At 53.0% G+C, this 21,563-nt stretch carries 18 protein-coding genes and 1 pseudogene; 8 read left to right on the plus strand and 11 right to left on the minus strand.

The window, feature by feature from the left end:
• Nucleotides 1-634: 634 nt before the first annotated feature.
• Nucleotides 635-1,705 (minus strand): IS110 family RNA-guided transposase, encoded by a 1,071-nt coding sequence (locus tag N434_RS23530; RefSeq protein ID WP_110760550.1) that lies wholly within the window; start codon nt 1,703-1,705, stop codon nt 635-637.
• Nucleotides 1,706-1,913: 208 nt separating this feature from the next.
• On the opposite strand from N434_RS23530, the gene N434_RS23535 reads away from it, so the two are divergent.
• The 8 genes from N434_RS23535 (at nt 1,914) to N434_RS23580 (ending at nt 10,176) form a co-directional block, all read left to right on the plus strand.
• Nucleotides 1,914-2,261: a DUF982 domain-containing protein gene (locus N434_RS23535; RefSeq protein ID WP_181424054.1), complete on the plus strand. Its 348-nt coding sequence runs from the start codon at nt 1,914-1,916 to the stop codon at nt 2,259-2,261.
• 322 nt (nt 2,262-2,583) lie between these two features.
• The gene (locus N434_RS23540; RefSeq protein ID WP_110760521.1) at nt 2,584-3,348 is read left to right on the plus strand and encodes an ABC transporter permease; all 765 of its coding nucleotides are present in this window, start codon (nt 2,584-2,586) and stop codon (nt 3,346-3,348) included.
• A 176-nt stretch (nt 3,349-3,524) separates the two neighbouring features.
• Nucleotides 3,525-4,289, plus strand: coding sequence for an FkbM family methyltransferase (locus N434_RS23545; protein WP_181424055.1), 765 nt, complete (start codon nt 3,525-3,527; stop codon nt 4,287-4,289).
• Complete coding sequence (locus N434_RS23550) at nt 4,282-5,223, plus strand: hypothetical protein (RefSeq protein WP_110760523.1); 942 nt, start codon at nt 4,282-4,284, stop codon at nt 5,221-5,223. Before N434_RS23545 ends, N434_RS23550 begins: the two co-directional genes overlap by 8 nt.
• Before the next feature lie 4 nt (nt 5,224-5,227).
• Nucleotides 5,228-6,181, plus strand: coding sequence for a glycosyltransferase family protein (locus N434_RS23555; RefSeq protein ID WP_181424056.1), 954 nt, complete (start codon nt 5,228-5,230; stop codon nt 6,179-6,181).
• Nucleotides 6,171-6,824 (plus strand): hypothetical protein, encoded by a 654-nt coding sequence (locus N434_RS23560; RefSeq protein WP_110760525.1) that lies wholly within the window; start codon nt 6,171-6,173, stop codon nt 6,822-6,824. Before N434_RS23555 ends, N434_RS23560 begins: the two co-directional genes overlap by 11 nt.
• 635 nt (nt 6,825-7,459) lie before the next feature.
• On the plus strand, nt 7,460-8,527 hold the full coding sequence (locus N434_RS23575; protein WP_146227702.1) for a glycosyltransferase family 4 protein: 1,068 nt from the start codon (nt 7,460-7,462) through the stop codon (nt 8,525-8,527).
• On the plus strand, nt 8,524-10,176 hold the full coding sequence (locus N434_RS23580) for a capsular polysaccharide export protein, LipB/KpsS family (protein WP_110760529.1): 1,653 nt from the start codon (nt 8,524-8,526) through the stop codon (nt 10,174-10,176). The genes N434_RS23575 and N434_RS23580 overlap by 4 nt, the downstream gene beginning before the upstream one ends.
• A 223-nt stretch (nt 10,177-10,399) precedes the next feature.
• Here N434_RS23580 and N434_RS23585 read toward each other — a convergent pair.
• The 10 genes and pseudogenes from N434_RS23585 to N434_RS23630 all read right to left on the minus strand — a co-directional run.
• Nucleotides 10,400-10,588 (minus strand): annotated as a pseudogene (locus N434_RS23585) (IS21 family transposase); the annotation flags it as partial.
• Nucleotides 10,589-10,894: 306 nt separating this feature from the next.
• Nucleotides 10,895-12,202 carry a capsular polysaccharide export protein, LipB/KpsS family gene (locus N434_RS23590; protein ID WP_286172387.1) on the minus strand — a complete coding sequence of 436 codons (1,308 nt, stop codon included), beginning with the start codon at nt 12,200-12,202 and terminating at the stop codon, nt 10,895-10,897.
• Nucleotides 12,203-12,205: 3 nt separating this feature from the next.
• The gene (locus tag N434_RS23595; protein ID WP_110760530.1) at nt 12,206-13,489 is read right to left on the minus strand and encodes a KpsE/RkpR family capsule polysaccharide export protein; all 1,284 of its coding nucleotides are present in this window, start codon (nt 13,487-13,489) and stop codon (nt 12,206-12,208) included.
• Complete coding sequence (locus N434_RS23600) at nt 13,486-14,151, minus strand: ABC transporter ATP-binding protein (protein ID WP_065116773.1); 666 nt, start codon at nt 14,149-14,151, stop codon at nt 13,486-13,488. Before N434_RS23600 ends, N434_RS23595 begins: the two co-directional genes overlap by 4 nt.
• Nucleotides 14,148-14,918, minus strand: coding sequence for an ABC transporter permease (locus N434_RS23605; protein ID WP_110760531.1), 771 nt, complete (start codon nt 14,916-14,918; stop codon nt 14,148-14,150). Before N434_RS23605 ends, N434_RS23600 begins: the two co-directional genes overlap by 4 nt.
• Nucleotides 14,919-15,045: 127 nt before the next feature.
• Complete coding sequence (locus tag N434_RS23610; protein ID WP_502695784.1) at nt 15,046-16,407, minus strand: polysaccharide biosynthesis/export family protein; 1,362 nt, start codon at nt 16,405-16,407, stop codon at nt 15,046-15,048.
• 2 nt (nt 16,408-16,409) lie between these two features.
• Nucleotides 16,410-17,720 carry a capsule polysaccharide biogenesis protein gene (locus tag N434_RS23615; protein WP_110760533.1) on the minus strand — a complete coding sequence of 437 codons (1,311 nt, stop codon included), beginning with the start codon at nt 17,718-17,720 and terminating at the stop codon, nt 16,410-16,412.
• Nucleotides 17,717-19,312, minus strand: a complete 1,596-nt coding sequence (locus N434_RS23620) for an LTA synthase family protein (protein ID WP_110760534.1) — start codon at nt 19,310-19,312, stop codon at nt 17,717-17,719. Before N434_RS23620 ends, N434_RS23615 begins: the two co-directional genes overlap by 4 nt.
• A gap of 61 nt (nt 19,313-19,373) precedes the next feature.
• Nucleotides 19,374-20,165, minus strand: coding sequence for an SDR family NAD(P)-dependent oxidoreductase (locus N434_RS23625; protein ID WP_110760535.1), 792 nt, complete (start codon nt 20,163-20,165; stop codon nt 19,374-19,376).
• A 13-nt stretch (nt 20,166-20,178) separates the two neighbouring features.
• Entirely contained in the window at nt 20,179-21,549 is a 1,371-nt protein-coding gene (locus N434_RS23630; RefSeq protein ID WP_110760536.1) for an aminotransferase class I/II-fold pyridoxal phosphate-dependent enzyme, read from the minus strand.
• Between the last annotated feature and the right edge of the window lie 14 nt (nt 21,550-21,563).

Raw genomic sequence — 21,563 nt, forward strand, 5'->3', positions numbered from 1 at the left:
TGGGAACGCGACGCCCACCCGCGCCTTAATATTGGCTTTAGACAACCATCGCTGGCGTCGATCAACCTACAGGGTCAAAAAAATGGTAGATGCGTATTTTATGAAATTGCTCATGTTGCCGAAGCAACACACTTTGGAGCGTTTCAGGGCAAAAACGCCCAACAACTTAACAGGGCATTAACGACCCAGGCTCGACCTATTCGGCAATGACAAAGGCAACACCGCAACAAGCAGCGAGGGTCTTATGGGTAATACCATACTGATCGGGCCGCCCCGATCCGTCTTTGCATTCACGTAGCCGCCCTCATGACCAAACATAAGGTCGAGAGCGACGGAAAGCGTTTCCCGAGCCATGGTCTTTCTCCAATGAAAGAACTCAAGGGGCAAAACGCAAGGTTTGCGTGGCATTTCCTTGGGTTCGGTGGTGTTGAGACCGGCATTTCTGCCGATCGGCTAAATCTTCTTCGTTCGCAGGACGGGGCCTATGCCGTCCTGCGGTGCTGAACCATTCTCCAATTCGTGACCCTAACGCCGGCCTGCTTGTCGGCTTCGGTCACAGAGTGGCGTTCGGTTCCCGGCTTCCCATTCTCCTGAAAGAGCGCAGCCCAGACCTGCCGGGCTCGCTAGAACACCATCAGGACAGCCGGGATTTCGTCGACGATGAACCTTCCACACTGTTGTCGCTGCGCTTCTCGTACGGGCGCTGGTCACGCAGGATCTGGAAGGTGATCGCCAAAAGCTTGCGCGCGATCGCGACGCGCGCCTTGTTCACTCCTCTGAACTTCAGATGTTCGTACTGGGCGCGCAGCTGTGGGTCCGTGGCGATGGCCGGCTGAACGGCCTCGACAAAAGCCCAGCGCAACCACTTGTTGCCCTGCCTGATGATCTTGCCGTGGTAAGTCTTGCCGCCCGACGAATAAGTCGAGGGCACAAGTCCGGCATAGGCGGCCAGCTTCTTCGGATTGCGGAAGCGGCTGATGTCGTCGATCTCGGCGTCGATCAGCCTGGCGAAGAACTTCCCGATACCGGGGATGGTCTTCAAAAGCTTCACATTGCCATTGGTCTTCGTCATCGCCCGGATCGTCGCTTCAGACTGTTTGATCCGCTCATTGATGTCGCCGATGAACTCAAGTCCACGATCGATCTGGATGCGATCGATCTCCGACACATTCAGCCCAACCAGTTGTTGGCGCCCTGTCTTGCCGAACAGATCGCCCAGCTTCTTCAACTGTGCCGTCTGCTCCGGGTAGCGGTCAAACACGGTTACGACCCGGTTCTTGGTCATCGTGCGCAGCCGCACATAGAACATCCGCTCCCGAAGGGTGAGGCGCAACTCCCGCACCCTGTCTCCAGGAGCCCAGGCTTGCGGCACCAGATCGGCTCTGAGTAGATGTGCCAGCACCGTCGCGTCGATCTTGTCGGTCTTGATCTTGGCGTCGGCGATCGCCTTGACCTTCAACGGGTGGGCGAGAACGACATCTTCACAAATGTCGTCGAGCCAGTCGTACATCACCATCCAGTTGCGGGTAGCTTCCATCACAGCATGGCTATTGTTCCGATACCGCTCCAGAAACGAACCCAGCGCTTGCCGGTCGTTTTTCACCCGCCCGGATCGTAACATCTTCCCGGCAGAATCCTGCACGACCAGGTGGCTGTAGCTTTTGTGGTAATCCACGCCGATGTGATAATCATAACGGGCAGTCACGGTTTGCACTCCTTCCTTGAGTTCGTCAAAACCCGTGAAAGATAAGCCAAATGGCGCAAAACGTGACTGTCCCACGATTATCTGCATCTCAGAAATCCGTTCTCTCAATGCTGGGAGCAACATCTTTCATGCCACCTCCTGATGATTAGAACAAGCCACACACAAGCGTGCGGCATTAATGCTGCCCCATAAGAAACGAAGGGCAGAAATGAAGTCTGGATCGTGGGACAACACCGTTACGATCGAGCTGGGTGGCAGAAGCAAAACCTACGCGCGCATCTCTACAACGCGCCGGGCTGCCTCATATCTTATTGATCAGTGGCCAGGATCTCGCGACTTTGCCTACAAAGAAGCGATCATCTCTTGTACGCAGGCGCTCAAAGGAGAGGTGAATGATGAAGCCGCCTTCAACAGTTTCGTCCAAGCAGCGCTAGTGTCTGGCTTGAAATATACGAGCACGCCCAGCTATGCACCCAACGAGTTTGAGCGCGATATCGCAAGAGCCTTAACGCAGTCGATGTTGAACGATCTACGCAGTCCTCGTCAAAAAGTTTGAGCGTGCCTACCAACAATCGCGGCCCTGAAACAGGCACGCGGCATGAGGCCCTGTCGCCATATTGCGGGCGACGGACCTCTTTTGTTATGTCCTGATTGTGGGTGAATTTTAGGATTGCTGACACGGGCCAGCAGGGTTAAGAGGGGCCGTCGCGGGTCCCCTGAAACAGGCCGCGACTAGTGAGGTCAGATTCCCCAGAAGAGAATCTGACCTCCTGTCAGATACAAATTTTCGGATTCAACCTTACGGCGGATTGTGATTGCTGTTTACAGCGATGAGGCCCGCAGCCTAGGGCTATTCGGCTCTCGCGAGTTCAAACATCATGAATTACTTTGCAGCCCATTGCCGCGTTGTCACGGCGTTTGTTATCCGAGAAATTGCAACCAGATACAAAGGCCCCGGAGGTTATCTCTGGGCGTTTATCGAACCCGCCAGCTACATTGCCATGATGAGCGTAATCTTCGGTACGCTAGCGCGCACCCCAGCTCTCGGTGAGAATTTTTCTTTCTTTTTCGCCACAGGTTACATCGGTTACAGTTTTTATGCTGGGATGGTCGGGTATTTATCGTCAGCTATAAGAGCCAACAAATCGCTTCTTCAGTACCCGGTGGTGGGGCCTATCGATCCAGTTATTGGCAGATTGATGTTGCAATCCATCACATCGGTTTTCGTGGCTGTAGTCATATTGTTTTTGACTCGAATGAGCGAAAAACACCCACACGACATACAGTGGGGATTTCTGTTTATGTCCGTATGCCTCGCTTGGACGCTCGCATTAGGCGTAGCAATGGCGAACATTGTTCTTTACGAGAAGTATCCACTTTATGAGAAGCTATTCGATATTGCCATGAAACCGCTCTTCTTGCTGTCCGGCGTTTTTTATCTACCTGGTGAAATGCCACATCCAATTAGAGAAGTCCTTTTATACAACCCAATCGCACATATTGTTATGATTTTCAGAACCGGCTTTTTTGGTGCCCGCGCCTCAAACGGTCTTGATCTCGCATACATATGCGAATGGGCAACAATAGGTTTGATGCTCGGTATAATGATATTCAGCCTTTTCCCCGTTGGACGCACGCGTTAACGGTCGTCGAATGCATCTGGGCGACAGCTCCGGTCACCATTCTTCTTATCCTGCCAGCGCAAGCACTCAAAAGTAGGTTGCAACTCTCCTTTCGACATGCGACTAGCGTTAGGATTGTAAATTCAGCCTGTTTTCGTCTTTGACCTATGGGTTATCGAAGGGGAGTGCCCAATCTCATGTCGAATGAGAATGATCGCAGCATAACAGATGCTATTGATGAGATTATGCGTCATCCTACCGGAGTAGTTGGCGACGCCTTCCGGGAGTTGGTGACTGCGCTCGGACGATACGGGATTGTCGCGTATAGAGAAAAATTTACCTCTACCTACTTGAAGTCCTTCAACTTTGCCTCAAAGACGATAGTGGATGTAGGGGTGAATGACGGCACCCCCAATCTCTGGAATGCCTTTAAGGACAAAAAGATTGTCCTTATCGAGCCTCTGGAAGATATTCTATTGAAGACGAAGGAAAGATATCCGGACTTTGATTTCCATCTGATTCCCGCAGGCGCAGGCAGCGAAGAGGGTGAACTCACCATCAACGTCATGCCCGTTTCAGGGCACAGTTCTTTTCGCGAGCGCCAGCAACTCCCCCATCATACACGTAGAGTCCCGGTTATCCGCCTGGATGCCGTTCTCAAAGATTTCACCCCGCCATTCGGAATAAAAATAGACACCGAAGGCTTCGAGGTCGAGGTGATCAAAGGCTGCTCCGGTATAGCTGAACACGTTGAATTCTTCATAGCAGAGATATCAATCAAAAGAATTTACTCTGACGGCTACTATTTCTCCGAGGTAATTCGCCATCTAGCCGAATACGGATTTGAGCTTATTGATATCCTTAACTCCTTCGGGGGTAGACCGAATAACCTGGACTGCCTCTTCGTTCGTCGCGACAACGAACTATTGCAGTTCACACCTACTGGAGAAAACCATGCTTGATCTAGTTGACGAGCCAAGTTCATGGATACCCACGCCCCGTTCGTTGACGCCAACAGATAATGTCCTCGCGACGGTAAATATTTGGAAGTCTGATGCCATCAAGTTTGCAGAGTTGCCAATCTCTGCTGAGTGGTGGCGCAACATAATTCTCGTAGAGCGGAGCGTCCCGCTTACTCCAGCCGAGCAATCTCTTTACACTCGAATTGCAAATGAGAAATCGGCTATATTGGGCGCGAAGAATGTTTATCGCATTATTATCGATGAATCATCCGTCCCGCTCACAGGCGCCACAGTCGATGATAGAATTAGAACAATAGAACGCATGAGGCATGTCACTAAGCAGGCTTTGGCGAATTTCGGTTTCGTTTTGGTGGTAAACCCAACGCAACAATTTGCCCTCAGCTTGAGAGATTCGGACTCAAGGATTAAACTAGTCGCTGTAGTAACAGATGATCTACATTACGGTGGGAATCATCAAACTCTCTCCTACGCTAACAGCATCATCACCGCCCATCACGATGTCGATGAAATTTTGATGAAGACTGGTCGGCGCTTTAAGACCGCAAATAGCGCAGAGGGTATTTACCGAGCTATTGAGGCAGAAATTACAGATCTGTATCCGAAGGAGTTCAATGTTTTGTTGCCAGCGTATAATTGCTGGGAACGGCTTCCGGAATTCGACACCGTCGACACCTCCATCACAGACGTAGTTCTTTGGTTAAACTGCGGTTCATCTGAGACACCCACCGTAAAAACCACGTTCGCGGAGTTCGCTACCGATCTCGCTTCCGTCACGGCTCGCATCGCGCTCTCAGAGGAGTATTTCAATAGGTATCGAAACCTTGCCGCAAACCTAGAAACGGTCAACGGCAGGTCGTGGTTCATCAGAACAGTTTTTGCAGACGGCGCTCGCGTTAAGGTGTTGTATGAATAGAAGATTGATCGTCCATTTATCCAGAACTCCGCTAGCTGGGGCGCCTGGGCGCCTTTCGGATGCGCTGGATCGCCACTCTTGTTATTCCTCCATCTGCTTCATTGAGGCTGACTACAAAGACGCTCAGGCCGGCATCTTTGGCGGTGGCGCCGTCTATCTGAAAACAACTGCAGGCTTGGAAGATAGACTGCTGGATGAAGCCTTACGGGGCGCCGCCATTATTCACATCCACAACCAAATCAGCGCGCCTCTGGCAGCACGCATCAGGGAGATGGATTTAGGGATTCCTGTGATCTATCATCTCCATTCGCCGACTCGTGAGGGACCGCTCTACGCTCCCCGTTCAGGAGACATGCAACAGCGGATCACAGCTATTTTAACGGCTGCTCAAGCCCACCCGAGGTTCTATCCCCACGCCATTCCGGTACCAAATATAGTGCCGGAATTACCTCCCACGCCGTTCCCTCCTTCCGACAACCGAATTCGTATTCTGTACGCCCCGGTTCAAAAGCGAGGGGGCCGTTGGAACGGGAAGGGCTCCCTTGAACTTGATGCGGCGATTGATGAAGTCTCCCGCCGCCCTGACGTGGAGATAGTGCGCCTAAGTGCACCGTGCCCGTCACACGTCCTCTATCGCTTCAGGCAAGCCTGCCATATTTCCATTGATGAAATAAGCACAGGCGCATTTCACCAAATATCACTAGAAGGTCTTCATGCAGGAAACGCCGTTATAAATGGCGCGGACTTTGCGACAATGCAGACGATTGCAGGGTGGGCAGGTGAGCACCCTCCGTTTATTATTTCAAGCGAGCGCTCAATCCGGGATGATTTAAATCTGCTCTTGAACGATAGAGAGCATCTTAGCCGGACCCAAAACGCATCGCGTGAATACGCAATTCAGAGACTGAACCCAAAGAATCTAGTGTCGATCTATGAGCGCGTCTACAATGACATGTGATGATGAATTGTTCTCTCATAAGGATTTGTTCAAGGGAGAGACGGCTTTCCTGTTGGCAAGCGGCCCATCCGTCGCCTCAGAGGACCTCTCCCTGTTGCGTGATAACGTAATTATGACGGTGAACGGCGCAACTCTCCTACAAGAAAAGTTCGACCTGTCCCCGACCTATTTTTGCACCACAGATTCTCGCTTCCTCGCAGATCAGGATTTGCGGCCTCTCGGCACGACACGCGTTCACAAAGACACAACAAGATTAATTCGCGACGTCATCAGGCCATTCGATTCCCCCGGGAAGCACAAAACCCTCTACGTCCGCACTATTGGCAAAAACGGCTTCTCAACCGACATGTCTCGCGGGTTTTATTTCTGGTGCACCTCCATTTCTTTAGGGATACAGATGGCTTGGTTCACTGGCATAAAACGGCTTGTCTTGGTTGGTGTTGATTTAAACTATTTTGGCCAACCCCGCTTTTATAGTGAGCGGAATGCTCAGCCAGTGGACCCATTTCTCAGCGTCCAGATTCAAAATGTCGTCTCGGCATCTAAGCGTTTCGAGTCTGATGGACGGTCCATTATCTTAGCAAGCGAACGCTCTATGCTCCGCCCCTATATCAATTATCAGCCTTTATCCACCGTCGTCTAATTCTAAACCGTGTTGTCTGACCGCGAAACCTCGCACCAATTCGTACCGTCGAAATCAAGCATGATGCGATCGTGAGTATGCATGAGGGCGAAGTCACCATTAAGCCGCAGATTCCCACCCCCGTCTTTCAAGGTGACGATATTAACTCCGCCGCTGGCAGCGCCAGATAGGATCAGAATATCGCCAATGGTGCCGCCATTGATAGTAGTCAGATCTACCGCAGCGCTTTGGGCTCGAGACGAGAGGCGACCAAACACCACCAGAACTCAGGCTTGCAACAACGGAATTGCCTCATCGCAGCTGAAACGCATCGGACATGTCATCGTCTCTCAGCAATGTCTATTTGGAAGCACTAGTGGATAAATCATCTGTCAGCCGGATCAGCCTCAAAGGCAACGCATCTGGAATCCGGCAGCTTGTTCGCTATCTTTCGTGCGGTGGATGCCTCATGTGCGCCGATCTCATAAAAATGAGTAGGCTGGATCACGCGCATCACAAGGTCATGAAACATTCGCTCGTGGCACTCGTTAGTTGCAAAGAAGGGCTCTCTTTGATTTGTGTCGGAAAGAAGCGGCGCCAACTTAAGCTGGTGAATAAATTCAAAATTTTCCCAATATGACACGGCCATCCCCACCTTGCTTGAGAACAATTTTCACCCTCTAGGCGAAACCACATCGATAAAGGAACTTGCAACCGACGTTTTGCGATGCAAAGAAGGTCATCGTTATTTAAACCAATGGGGCAAATCAATGCCGGATACGGGTACCGACACCTTAATCGTGAACCACGTCATGTCTAATGATGTCAAAAGTAAAATTTTTGACGATTTCCTTGGGTATTTCGCGACACTTAGCCCGCCGCATCTTAGTCATATTGTCTCCAAAGAGCCGATCGAAGACGCCAACGTTTATCATTATCATCGCCCCAATTTCGAAAGGAAAATTCGGTCGAACTCTATTGTGACCGTCCACCACGATCTGGAGGATAGTGATGAGTGGCTCCATTTCTCTAAATTTTCTGCTCAATACAGACAGGCAGATGTCATAGTTTGCCTAAATAGCGACCAACAAAATTGGCTGAACTCTAGGGGTTTTACTCAAACTAAAGTAGTACCTCACGGTGTCCAGCCCCGCTTCTTCAGGACAAGTCGTGCCGCATCTTCTGCCGGCGAAAAAGTTACAATTGGTATAGCGTCGCGCAGATATGCCCGCAGGGTCAAAGGGGAAGCTCTACTAATCGAGATAGCAAAGCGTCTTCCGCCAAGCCAAACACGTTTCGTACTTATCGGAGCTGGTCGATCAATTGACGCGAACGCTCTTCAAGAGTTGGGGTTTGAGGTCGAAGTATTTGAGCACTTGCCATACAGGCTCTTCAGCAAATTTTACGCGTCCATCGATGCATTAATGGTGTTAAGTTGGCACGAGGGAGGTCCGGCGTGCATTCCTGAAGCTGTGGCCGCCAGCGTACCGGTTTTGACAACAAGAGTTGGGATGGCCAACGACTTAATTGCCGAACACGAGAACGGGATATTTCTGAATCGAGATCCCGATATCGATGCAAGAAAAATTGCACAATTCATACAGAGCGCTGAACTCCGAGAGCGCCTTTTAACTGGCGCAGCTTCGCGAAAAAGCACCGCGCGCGCTTGGAGCAGCATCATCGCCGACTACGCGACAATCTACGCAGAGGTGTCATCTCTATGAGCATAAATGTCATTCTCTCGGACGACGTACACCTTCACCAAAAGAACTTTTCCTCCCTGTTCTCCGTTCTATTAGAGACTCCGAATGTGCAAGCTAAGGCCTTAACCTCTGGACGAGATTTGTGGAACCGCTACGGAGACTATTCAGGCGTTACCCTTGTGGAAGATCGAGCGCACTCGCTGGAAGTCTTGACTAGGGAGCAACTCAGAGCACTGACAGGCCGCGCCAAAGGTGTCACGGTGAATGCATTTACGATTGCTCGTTCTGAGATACTATCGTTTGTGCTCGCGACTTGCCCCAACTGGTATGAGCACTCCATTCCCAACGATGATGATTTCATTTTCTCAAAGCTATATGAAGAAAACCCCGCCATACTTAGACTAAATTTGGCGGCGGTAATTATTTGGTGCGAAATATACTCCGCAGAAATTCATAAAATAAGCTCTGTAAGCGCGATGATTATTTTCAGCGGAAGTCAAATTTACCAGAGACTGCTTCTTTCCATCTGCTCGGCCAGTCGCCCCCGTGCATTTGTCGTAGAAACGTTTCAGACTGGGACGGAATTCTATTTCGAGGAGAGGTATTCTCCTATAACAAAAGGTTCAGACATACGATTTGAAAGCGTATTCAGTAACCTTACCCTTCCCGCCTCACCCTCTGGCAGGCAGAACGAAATTAATAAAGCGCAAAACAAGTTGCTCAACGCTCAAAATAAGAACGTCAAGCAACCCGACCACGCGGAAATTCCAGAATTTCCTGAAAATCGGCCGATGCTGTTAATCGCTTGCCAAGTTCAGAACGATTTTTCGCTTATCGAAAGCGACCTTGAAGACATCAACCCGTTATCAAATTACAAGACTCTGCTTGATGAAATTATTTCGCAAACAGAATTCAATATCTTGGTGAAAACCCACCCTTGGGAAAAGAACAAAACTCATCTGCGAACATCTTTCACGAGAGACCACCTCATGGATTTCGTGGCTCACAAATCCCCGTCGTACCAAGCACGAGTGGCGTTTTGCGAAGATGCCAATCTTCCCAAGCTGCTGAATTCGACGGATGCATTTGTAACAATCGTGTCGCAGGCATCTTTTGAAGCGTGCTTCTACGGAGGACTGAAACCCTATCTGCTTGGACGCCCCTTCTACTCAGGTAGAGGCTTCACAAGCGAACACTCCAACTCTCACGAGTTAGCTAACGTCCTGGCCCAAAATAGCGAAAATCACAGTTTAACCCTAGAGCAATACTCTGGTTTCCTCGATTTTAGCGCCAAACTCCTCCAGCTTCATCTCGCGTCTGTGCATAAATCTGGCCTGCCGTTGATCCGATCTAGACTGCTCCCTCCCCAATTGGTCGAGGTCGGAGTAAGTAGCACACCAGCCGTAGAAAAACCTCAGCAATCGCCAAGCGCTAAACCTGCGCCAATAGTTACGTCTCTACCGCCGCCCAACACAACCACCCATCGCGCCGTGGCCATCCCGTTTTATCGTAAGCCGATGGTCTTCGCGGTGCGACCTTTTGTAAAGCTGATCGGCACCCGGCCCGATGATGTGACCAAATTCAACGCCGACCCGTCGGGTTTCTTTGCAAAGCTAAAGAACCCGCGTTATAGGTTGGTCGGAAAAGTGTTGTTCGGGACCCCGAAGTAAAAAAATCCATTATCACAAGGCGCGGAGTTACGCCGTCGATCCAACGATGGGTTTACGCCAAAGGCTGGCACGCGACGTCAGCCTTTGGTGTTGTCTCGTGCCTTGCCTTCCCTTCTTCCCCGTCCCTCTACTGCCTTTTCTTTCTCGCGGTGGGGGTACAGCCCCAAGGGCCGCATCGATTCGCTTGAGCAATTCATTTTCCCAATCGAGAAAGGTTTGGAGGGAAATGAAAAGCTGGCGATTGACCACCGAACACCATCTCCTGGCTCCCACGCATATAGGCCCACGCGAACATCATCCGGCTATGACAGAGGCGGACATGGGCAACTTTTATCGTCGTTATTACGGCCTGGATCAGCAAAATCTCGTGGCTCCGGTCGAACTCATATGCCTCGCCGGGCGTAAGTTGAAGTCGATCTCAACGCAGCCGTCAATCAGAAAGCGCTCGAAGACTTCCAGCGCTTGATGGCGTGCCGGAGAGCTCAGGCTATAACGCCAGGTGGGGTCAACTTGCTGGCTTACCTTCAAAAGCCCGCCTCGCGCGATTTTATGCTCAGCCAGCAGACACGCCAAGTTTCAATGAAGCCGAGACTCCCTGAAAAGACAGCGTCAGACACCGGGTAATGCTATAGAAATAAATAATAAAAACCAATAAGGAGAAAAACGTGGCCGAGAAGCCAGATATTGTCAGGTGATAATTTCACTTCACCCATGATGATCAGGGATTGCCTAACGGGTATATTATTCGCCCAATCATCCGGAAACGAATATCAGACAACTCTCTAAAAAACCCAGCCGGATTACTCCGGTATTGCACGACATCCCGTTCATTTCCCACCCTTGCCACCATACGGGCGACAATGGGGGTCAACAAATGACGCCAGCCGAGCAGCCCATAGGTGCCGTAAGGCTGCCACTTCACCCTTCCGGCCAATGACACGCGGGGCTTCACCAGCGGGTCTGCGAGGCTATCTATCGTTTCCTCAAACGTGGAGGCGCGACCGGTGCCGGGATCAAAATACATGGGATACAAGATATAGGCAGCGGCAAACAGCGCCTCCACGGAGAGCGTCCTGTCACGGCGGGTCAGAGGCTGCCTGTCATCCGTCAAACCCCAGCCAGCATAAAAAGGCGCGCCGACAGTCGTGACTTTCTTTCCCCGCATCAAAGCCTCAAAACCCGCAAGAGACGTGATGGTGTAGATGTGGTCCGCATGCTCCAGCGCATCCGGCAAAGAAACCTGCCCCTTCATGATGGTGCACAGGTGCGCCACCTCATCCGGGTTCGAGACCTCCCGGCGCATCCGGCTCAACACATCCGGGTGTGGCTTGTAAACGATATCCGCATGGGGGTTTTCCTGCGCAGCCAGACGCACGAGGTCATTATTCGTAAACGGACGATCGCACCCATAAAGAATGGAAGCATCCTCCTCCACCTGGCCGACAACCAGGACCCGGGGGCGATGGCTCTGGCCGCTATTCTGTTGGGCGGCGGGTGGCGCCAGGCGGCCGTTATACTTCGTCAGCCTCTGCTGCAATATGCGCCGGATGCCCTCCCGTGAACGCTGGATCAGCGCCGGATCACCATCAAAGTCATGATGCAGAAGAAGCTGCTCCAGATCACTGGGGCCACGGCTGTCGAAATACGGCCGGAGGCTATCCAGTGACAAAGAGAATGGGACCGAATAGCCCGCATGCGCTTCCAGCGAGCGTATGAAGCCATCCTCCATGAAATAAACCTGAAGGCCAAGGAGCTCGATCTCATGCAGCGCGAAGGGGGGAAGATTATTGCTCCACACAAGAACTACCGGCTTCTGTGGCGCTGCCATAAGCGGCAATATCCTGCGGCGAAAATCGCGCTCCGTGATCCGGAACGGTACGAAATGAAACTGTTTGTGCGGAAAAAACTGTTGCAGGAAGGGGTGTTTCCACGCCTTCATGTGAAAGGCGATGACTGGACCTGGCCGGGTGAGCGCCTCCGCGCGCGCCGCAAGCGGACTACGCCAGTTGTTCAGGGAAGCATCCATCGGTCAGTTGCGATCGCGAATATTATAATAGGCCATGGCGACGACGCCCCACAGGAACAGACCGCCCAGGAACACCAGCGCCACATTCATGAGGCGCGAGGGATATTGCGCCAGTTGCGACAACGTCGGCTCAATGAAAGTCGCGAGATATCGCTGCTGGTTGTTGGCATCCATCCGGGCCTTTTCCAGCCCGCCAAGCGCGGCGGTATAAGCCTTTTCCGCAAATTCGCGTTCCGTTTCCAGAGATTCATATTGCAGAATCCGGGTAGCGACATCGCCGGACTGATTGCCCCCCGTATTGCCGCCGCCGAAACGTTGTTTTTCCTGCTCCAGCTGCTTTTCCAGACTTTCGATCTGCGTGGTGATGACACGGATGCGCGGCGAGTTCGGCGCCATTCGCGTCAGCGCGGCCGTCAGTTCCGCTTTCAGTTGCGTCAATTGCTGCTCCAGGGAGCCGACGAGCTGCGCGGCAAGCTTCGCGGCTTCGACGGGGTCAGCCTCCTGCGACACGTCCCGGAAATTGCGCAATGCCACGCGGGCCGCGGAAAGACGACCTTCTGCAAGCGCAACCTCATCCTGCGATGCCTTCAGAACGCCGTTTCGCGCATTGAGCGACAGATCGTTGATCAGTCTCTCGCTTTCCATAATCACGGCCGCAGCAATGGTTTTCGCCGTCTCGGGATCAAATGCCTTGACGGTGATATTGAGGATCGATGACGTATGGTCATAATCGACCTTCACCATATCCTTCCAGTAAACAAGCTTTTCTTCGATGGGCAGATTCGGCTCAAGCGCATAAAAGAAATCCATGCCGCGACGCGCAAAAGCCTTCTCGAGATCGATCGTCTGCGAAACGGCCTCGATCATGCGCTCGCTGCGGATATAATCGAGCAGCATATATGAATCTGCACCGGTCGTGCTGCCGCCCGCGCTTTGCGTGAACATGCCAAGAATATCGCCGCTCACCTTGCCATCGATGCTGCGCACGGCGAAGGCCGCGGAACTGTGATATTGATCCGCCGCGACGAATGCCATGTATAATCCGGCAACCGTGGTGGGAAGCGCAACAGCGAGCAGGAAACCGGCGCCAATCACCGCATGGCGGAGCTTGAGGCCTTTAAGCTTCTTCCGCTTGTTCGGCGACGCTTTCGCCTGACGTGACGTGTTGTCACGCTCAGCCTTCAGATCAACCTTCAGCAGATTATCAATCACCGTGGTATTGGTGCGTTTTGCCGGAAGCTGAGCGCTCTCCACCTTGTTGCTGGAACGCTGTTGATCGTCGCTCATTTTCCACTTCCTTTCATATTGCGGTCATGAACGCGGATCGCATCCTCGACATCGTCGAAATATGTCAGTTTTCCATTTTCGAGAACGACACCGCTCTGGCAATAATCGCGGATCGTTCCCGTGCTGTGAGACACCATTATCACATCGGAGTCCTGCAAGCGATGCTGGAAAACCTCGTGACACTTCTGCTTGAAGTTGGCATCGCCAACCGCTGTTATTTCATCGACCAGATAATAGTCGAACTTGACGCCCATGCTGACGCCAAATGCAAGCCTGGCCTTCATTCCCGAAGAATAGGTGCCGACCGGCGCTTTGTAAAAGGCTCCCAATTCGGCAAATTCTTCGACATATGCGACCAGTTCTTCGGTATCGACCCCATAGATACGCGCCACGAACCGGACATTCTGTTCACCCGACATGCTCGGCTGGAAACTGCCCTGGAAACCGAGCGGCCAGGAGATGCGGCCGCTGCGGACAATCCGCCCCCGGTCCAGCTGCAGGGAGCCGGCGATCAGCTGCAGTAAAGTCGATTTGCCGGCGCCGTTGCGGCCAAGCAAACCAATGCTGCGGCCACGATTTATGACAAGCGACGCGTTCTCAATGATCGGTTTCTTGAAACCTTTGACACGCGCATATTTTGTTGCCTGTTCCAGTCTGATCATCGGCTCCTCAACACGGACGCTGAGCGGGTGAACAGAAGAAGACCCATGAACAGGATCGTCAGAGCGAAGGAATAGAGATAGGTCATATTCATCATGTCCGCCCGGTATTCTGGATAAAACCCTTTTCGGAACAACATGACGACATGAACCAGCGGATTGAGCAAAACAATATCGCGGATTGGGGCGGGAAGCGCGTCAGGCAGGAAAAAGACGCCGGAAATCAGGAACATCGGCCTGTTGATGATGTTGAAGACCTGCTCGTAAAGCGGAAACCGCAACGTTGCGACATTGTTGAATATGCCGATCCCCAGGCCGAGCACGGTCGCCGCGAAAGCCGCCTCGATAATCGCGGGCCAATTGAGATATACCGGCTGATCGACCGTCAACAGGATCACGCCGAGGACGCAGAAAGACACGACAGAGGTCGTTCCCACCTGCAGAATATAGCGGGCGACGATGGTGTCGATCGGCGCGACGTTGGGATAGCTGAGCAATGTCCGGTTGGCTTTGATCGCCCCGTTCAGGAAACCTGCCATCGCCGCGTAGAACTGAAAGGCGAGATAACCCGTCGCAAAAAAGAGCGCAAAGCTTTTCCCAAGAGCGGGCGTATGCGTTATCGCCATGAAAATCAGCGACATGAATGCTATGTGGCCGGCCGGGTCAATGATTGCCCAGACATATCCGCCGGGCTTGCTGCCAAATCGCGTCGACATCTCGCGGATCAGGAGCGCACCAACCACGCGGATATGAGCCTTCAGATAATACACTCCCGGCACCTCCGCATCTCACTCAAACCGCAGAAAAAAGTGCCCGCGATGGGCAAGAGTCGCGCGCCTTTCGCATTCCTGGCACGATCTGCGGTATTTATGACACTCAACGGCAACGGAAGAAAGCTTAATCAACCAGATTTCTAACCTGGTATGCGGTTCCTATCGGCCGCCCGACGAGCTGCAGGAAGCGATCCAGATCAACCACGGGGTGACGGGAAACATAGATAACGTCGCGGCTCTTGATCGGGAACGTCTGCCCCACGATGAGGCTGTCGGCGCGGGTCATGTCCAGGCGATAGACCAGCGGGTAACGCCCGTCATTATTCGGGTTCATGCCCTTGTCACGCAGCTGCCGGAAACGCTCCGCACCAAGCAAATCCGCCACGATTTCGGGTTCTTCATAACGGAACACAAAATAGCCGGCGGCATTGGAACGATCGGAGGCTCCACCTCCGGCCATGGCCACGGCCTCCAGAATATTCAGGTCGTTGGCCCCGAACTCGATCCGGCTGTTCTTGCTGACCTCTCCAAGGACGGTAAATGTTCGTGGATCCTTGGTGACGAATATCTGGTCACCGGGCTGGACGTAGATATTCTCAGACGGATTTTCGATGACCGTCTTGAGGAGCGCGCTGCCGGTCGCACGCCCGCGAACAAGGGTAACATAGGATTCATAGGGCTGAGCACTCGGACCACCGGCCTTTGCGATCACCTCGGTAATAGTCTCACCTGTGAGGCTCATCGGCACCATGGAAGGGCGCCCCACGGCACCGGAGACGGTAACGTTTCTGGAACTTGTGCCAACACTGGTAACAAGAACGTCCGGCTCGATCGCCTTGTTGGTCAGACCCGAGAGAATCTTCTGGCGCGCCTCTTCAAGGGTGGCGCCTGCGAACTTGACAGTGCCGACATAGGGAATTGCCGCGGTACCGTCTGGCTGCACAACCACGTCCAGAACCGTCTGCTTGTTCTCGGAACTTGAAAACAGCCCGTTCGCACCGGCTTCGAAAATGGAAATCTTGAGCTGATCACCGACGCCAATCACAACGCGCTTGGCTGCCCCGCCAATACCGAAGCGCCTGTGGAGTGTCGTCGTGGAGAAGTTCGCAACCATCTGCGCCGAACGATGGCTCACATCGACGACATCGAAGACCGTGGAAACGGAATCGCCTTTCACCATTGCCGGCTTGCCGGCCTGTGATTTTATCTCATCAGCAGTGGGCCCGGCGCTTGGCAATGTGTCACATCCGCCAATACCGATTGTCGAAACGACGATAAGGCAGTTGCGAAAAAGTTTCGAATTCCCCAGAAAACGCAAACCAAATATCCCCAGAAATGCTCGTATTCCAACGCGAACGCCGCCCTGTCCAGGCACTCGACACAGTTGCATAAACCCATGACCTTTTAACCTCAACACGAGATTAATGAAGACCACAAAATATGACACAGCAACTCGCCGCCACTTCTTTGTTGCCGCATGTGCCATTGTTACAACGCTACCAACTCTCTGGCTTCATGTCGCTTTTCCGGGCGGCGACGTGGGACGAACCCACAATCCCCTCCCGGGACGTTGATCTCGTTCCGCAGCAACCTTCCGGCGATTGCAGTCGCTGCGGCGGCTGCCCCTTCCCTTGAATAAAAGTTTCCCCGGACGTGAATGGCTGCGGCCAGAAGCTTAAAAAAATCCTCGACCAGCGCCGTGTCCGGTCTTTCAGGCGTCCGCCAGAAATCATCCAGTGCCCCCTGATAGGTTGCACCTTGGACATCATATACCGCGCAACCGAGGACCTTGACCGGAATTCCCTGCCGCAGGCCATGCAATACTGCGGTTGAATTCACTGTCACCAGACCACGGCTAGCCTCGGTCAATCTGAGAAGGTCGCCACCATCGACATAATGAACCCTGGCTTGGACACCGTTCAACTTTGCCGTTCGAGCAACCACATGGCGCCACTTCATCAAGCCGTTATCGAGCGGGTGAAGCTTGACGACCAGTTCAGCGTCATCTGGGGCATATCGTGAGAAGGACGCGATGATCTCCTCGATCGCTTCGCTCTGCGTCGAATACGGCGAATGTGATCTCAATTGATAATCCGTCTCGAGCTGAAGCGGATAAATAAAGAAATCGCGGCCGGACCGAACAACCGCCTCCACGAGCTTCTCCGCCCTGCGACGCTCCCTTGATGACGTCAAAAATCGTCCGACCCACCCCGCATATTCGGCGATGGGATGAAAAAGGCCGTGGCGGCGATAACCGGGATACAAGGCGGAGAGAAACACATTTGGAAGATTATAGGCAAGATCGAGCAAGGCCTCCGCCAAGAAGCTCTGACTGAACTTTCGTGAAAAATCCGGCGCAGGAAGCCCCTGCGCCACGCGCCTGATCTCGGTGGGATCATTCGGGAATCTGGAGTTCGAAGACATGCCGTCCTTTTCGACGGTAACCCAATCTGGTCGCAGATACCCCATCTCGATAACGGTCACGGCGACATTCAGCGTTTTGGCAGTATCGATTGCCGCACGATGATAGGGACGCTCCTCGCCCAAGAGGATCAGATCGGTAACGCCGAAGTCACGCAGAAAGCCATGAATGTAATCCGACCAGTCAGGCCAGGTTCCGCGATAGTTGATAGCCCCCGACCGTCTCCAGAACAGCCAGTCACCTGCATTGAGATTGATGCGCAGACAGCGGTGGCCGGCATCTTCCAGACGGCCTGCCAACCTGTAAAACAGCGAAGAAGACGGTCCCTGCAAGAACAGGAATACCCTCCCCTTCGCTTCTGGGGACCGGTCGTTCATGCAAATCGCTCTTTGTATAACTTCGCATGAAGCAGGATCGTCTCGATCAAATTCCAGGGCGCCTCCTCCCTGACCTGCACTTTAGAACCGGCATTCTGAGCTGCCGCTCCCAACGGAACGACGAAGTAATCTGTGCGAGGGTCCGGGAACGGGTCCGCGTAGCTTTTGAGCAGCGGTGCGTGATCACCGTAAAAGGCAAGCCAGATAGGCCGTTCCGAGGTGTCGAGCGCCGCAACCAGAGTTCCAAGGGCATCGTCGGCACGCTGCAGAAGCTCACGATAGATCTCTACGGGCTCAGTCAAGCCTTCACATCGACCAGCTTCCCACGGTCCATGGTTCGCCATCGATGCAACGAACACAAACGTGGCCTTGTCGTCATCGATGTCTTCTATCGTTTTCAATACTTTATGTGTGAGATCATGATCCGAGACGTAAGGGTCGGCAGTTGTCGGCTGGTGATCAAACTCATCCAGCATCGTCAAATGTTCGAAACCCAAAAGCGGCAAGGCTTTATGACGCATGAAAAACGTGCGGTCATAGGGGTGAATGAACTGCGTGTGCCAACCGTTCCGCAACAATTTATTCGGCCATGCCAACTCCGCGTAGTGTCCCGCGCGCAAATACGGGTAGGAGGCGTCGACATGAACCTCCTCGGGTTTCAAGCCGCTCAGAACGGCAAATTCCGTTCGCAGCGTGTAACCGCCTTCAAACACATTGGTAAGCCTGCCCGATTGCGCAGCCCGCTTTTTCAGCCTGTCGATGGTTGGCAATTCAAGTTGGTTATCACCCAGGTTGCGCAAGTCATAGAAGGATTCCGACTGCCAGACGACAACCAGGGGAGCGCCGTGATGCTCGCCATCGATCAAATCGTGGATCGCGCGATGCAGGCCATCAGAAATCTCTTTGACCAACGTGTCACGATTTTTTCCGAGCCAGACGAGGAAGTGCAAAACGACAGACGTAAAGGTTCCAAACCGGACCGTGTTTGGCCTCACTTTAAGAGTGACGAGCAGGGCTTCCGACAGGCTTGCGGCAACGCGGTTCACCCGCCTGACGAAGAGAAGACTTAACAGGCCGATGTAACCGACACACCCGAATATGACCCAGAATGCCTTGTGCCTTGAGGGCAGCACGGTTGGCTCAAAAATCATGTACAGCGCCGAGACGCCGAAAACATATAGGCACGCGAGAATCCAGAAGATGATGTTGAATTTCGTCGCGTAGAAAATCGTCTTATATTTAAAAACGTCAAGGACCAGAGCTATGTCGGAAAACAGCAGCGGCTCGCGAATAAACGCAAATTTGACGCGTGAAATCGCGGTAAAAATAACGAAATAGCTGGCAGCCGCATGCGCGGCATAGATCGGGCGCCAGGAAATCACAAAAAAGAACGCAAATACCAGAGCGATGACCGGCAAGCGAGCGCAGTTCTCGACAAGAAAACGACGACGACTCCGAACCTGAGAATATTTCCTGCGCGCTTCCGCGGGCAATGCGAAACGGTCTGTGGCATATACCACCAAAGCAGCCGCGGCAAAGCATAGCGATGTCAGCAGAAATGGGTGATCTTGAGGCGTCAATGAAATGCCCATGAGAGATGTCGTTCGGTCATATCGGTGTCCCTGATTGCGAAAATAGTCACTGATTTTCCGGTCAGCATTTCCTTGCGTGAAATGAAACAGACCGCTTCAGCTGCCAGTACAGCACAGGTTTGATGAAGCTGCCCAGCATAGCCAAAACCTTCAGCTTTAAACCAAAATGGACTTCCCGCCTGCGGCGGGCGATGCCGTCGAAAATCTGCCGGGCAACGGCTTCTACAGGCCAAGGACTTGTGTTTCCCATCAATGTCTTGGCGAGCGGCGGCCTCTTCGGCAGCTCATTCTGAAGCTGCGGCGTGCAGGTATCGGGCGGAAAACTTATGCCGATGTAGATTCCGGAACAGACCTCACTGCGAAGGCTCTCGGCAAATGCGGCCAGGGCCGCTTTGGAGGCGCAATAGGCGGAATATCCCGGGATACCAATAAAAGCGGCGGCAGAGGAAATCATCATGATGTTTCCCCTGCCACGACCTTTCATCCCGGCGTAGATCGCTCTCACGGCATTGACCGTGCCTGAAAAATTGATGTCCATCTGCATTTCAAAGTGCGAAGGAACCAGTTCTTCAAAAAAAGCAGGCTCAACGACACCGGCCGACGTGATCAGTAGATCGCAAACACCGAACCCGCGCTCGCATTGTTCGAAAGCCTCGCGGAGTAGATCCATCCGCCTGACATCGGCCGAAACCGCATTCACCCTGCCCGGTCCAATCTGCCGCAGGTTTTCACAGGCAATGCGGAGCGCATTTTCATCTCTGGCGACGAGCGAAACGTCATAACCATTCAGGATGCACAGTCGGGCGATCTCCAATCCGATGCCACTCGAACCACCCGTAATGATCGCGTGCATATTCCACCCCGCCTCAACGATTTGCGACGATGCGCTGCAGCTCATCCAGATTCAGGGACGCGGCTGAGATGTTTTGTGCGACAAGCTCTTCGAGAAGCTTTGCAGTTGTTTCAACGGCACGGCAGATCTGCTCTTCCGTGTGTTCAGCCGTCAGAAAGAACCGGATTCTGGCCAGGCGTTCAGGCACGGCGGGATGAATAATGGGCAGCGCATTGATACCCGCTTCAAAAAGGCGATTGCTCAATTCCACAGCGCACAGAGAATCACCGACAATGACCGGAACAACCGAAAAGCCGGCACTCGTACCCGTATCCAGTCCCCTGTTCTTCGCCGTATCGAGAAACAGCTGTCCGTTACGGTAAATCTGACGGACGCGCTGAGGCTCCTGCCGCAAGACAGCCAGGCTACCAATCGCTGCCGCCGCCAAAGGAGGGGCTAAGCCGACGCTGTAAACGAAACCGCCGGCGTGCCCTTTGAGAATTTCCACCAGAGCCCCGTTTCCGGCGATATAACCACCACAGCTCGATGATGTTTTCGACAGCGTTCCCATCCAGATGTCGATTTCGGTCGGGTCGATACCGAAGTGTTCAAACGTTCCCCGCCCCTGCGCTCCCAGCACGCCAAGCGCATGCGCCTCATCAACCATCAGCCAGAAAGGATATTCATCGCGAAGACGCAATATGGTCGGCAGATCGGCAATGTCACCGTCCATGGAGTAGACTCCCTCGACGATCACGAGGACATTTCGATAGTCCTGCGCGGCACCGGAGAGGATGCGCTCCAGATCGGCCATGTCATTGTGCTTGAAAACCAACCGCTTCGCGCCGGATAACTGCGCGCCCGTAAGCGCACTGTTGTGAATGAACTCATCATGAATGATGAGGTCCTGCGGCGTCATAAGGCAGCTTATGGCTGAAAGATTTGTCAGATACCCGCTTACAAAACAAACGGCTGCCTCAACGCCGTAATTTTCCGCAATGGATTTCTCCAGCTCGACATGCAACGGCCTCTCTCCGGCGACCAATCTGCTTGCCGAAGAGGAAACTCCAAACTGTTGAATGGCGCGTCTTACCGCCTCATGAACGTCCGGATGAGTGTTGGTTCCCAGATAATCATAGGATGCGAAATTGATCAGCTTTCGACCATCTATCATGGTCTCCGCTCCGGCAGCTATGTCATGCGAGCGATGGAAGGGGTTTTTCACGCCCGCAATTTTCGCAGCAGCCTTCTGTATCTGAAGGGACTTGTAGGCAGGATGGTCTTCAAAAGCCCCACGCACCTTTTTCTGCGACGGTACATTCTTCTCCGTGGTTCTGAGATCGCGTTTTTTCTCGACCTTGCCACGCTGCTCACGCAGCTTCTCCAGCATCCCTGCCGAGAGCATCGGTTTGGCTCCAC

The sequence above is a fragment of the Rhizobium sp. UGM030330-04 genome, from assembly GCF_003208455.1.
GTDB lineage: Bacteria > Pseudomonadota > Alphaproteobacteria > Rhizobiales > Rhizobiaceae > Agrobacterium > Agrobacterium rhizogenes_A.

Bases quoted from the DNA above. Each gene is read 5' to 3' on its own strand.
- N434_RS23535 (WP_181424054.1), top strand. From the start codon at position 1,914: ATGAAGTCTGGATCGTGGGACAACACCGTTACGATCGAGCTGGGTGGC.
- N434_RS23540 (WP_110760521.1), top strand. From the start codon at position 2,584: ATGAATTACTTTGCAGCCCATTGCCGCGTTGTCACGGCGTTTGTTATC.
- N434_RS23545 (WP_181424055.1), top strand. From the start codon at position 3,525: ATGTCGAATGAGAATGATCGCAGCATAACAGATGCTATTGATGAGATT.
- N434_RS23550 (WP_110760523.1), top strand. From the start codon at position 4,282: ATGCTTGATCTAGTTGACGAGCCAAGTTCATGGATACCCACGCCCCGT.
- N434_RS23560 (WP_110760525.1), top strand. From the start codon at position 6,171: ATGACATGTGATGATGAATTGTTCTCTCATAAGGATTTGTTCAAGGGA.
- N434_RS23580 (WP_110760529.1), top strand. From the start codon at position 8,524: ATGAGCATAAATGTCATTCTCTCGGACGACGTACACCTTCACCAAAAG.
- N434_RS23590 (WP_286172387.1), bottom strand. From the start codon at position 12,202: ATGGATGCTTCCCTGAACAACTGGCGTAGTCCGCTTGCGGCGCGCGCG.
- N434_RS23595 (WP_110760530.1), bottom strand. From the start codon at position 13,489: ATGAGCGACGATCAACAGCGTTCCAGCAACAAGGTGGAGAGCGCTCAG.
- N434_RS23600 (WP_065116773.1), bottom strand. From the start codon at position 14,151: ATGATCAGACTGGAACAGGCAACAAAATATGCGCGTGTCAAAGGTTTC.
- N434_RS23610 (WP_502695784.1), bottom strand. From the start codon at position 16,407: ATGGCACATGCGGCAACAAAGAAGTGGCGGCGAGTTGCTGTGTCATAT.
- N434_RS23615 (WP_110760533.1), bottom strand. From the start codon at position 17,720: ATGAACGACCGGTCCCCAGAAGCGAAGGGGAGGGTATTCCTGTTCTTG.
- N434_RS23620 (WP_110760534.1), bottom strand. From the start codon at position 19,312: ATGGGCATTTCATTGACGCCTCAAGATCACCCATTTCTGCTGACATCG.
- N434_RS23625 (WP_110760535.1), bottom strand. From the start codon at position 20,165: ATGCACGCGATCATTACGGGTGGTTCGAGTGGCATCGGATTGGAGATC.
- N434_RS23630 (WP_110760536.1), bottom strand. From the start codon at position 21,549: ATGCTCTCGGCAGGGATGCTGGAGAAGCTGCGTGAGCAGCGTGGCAAG.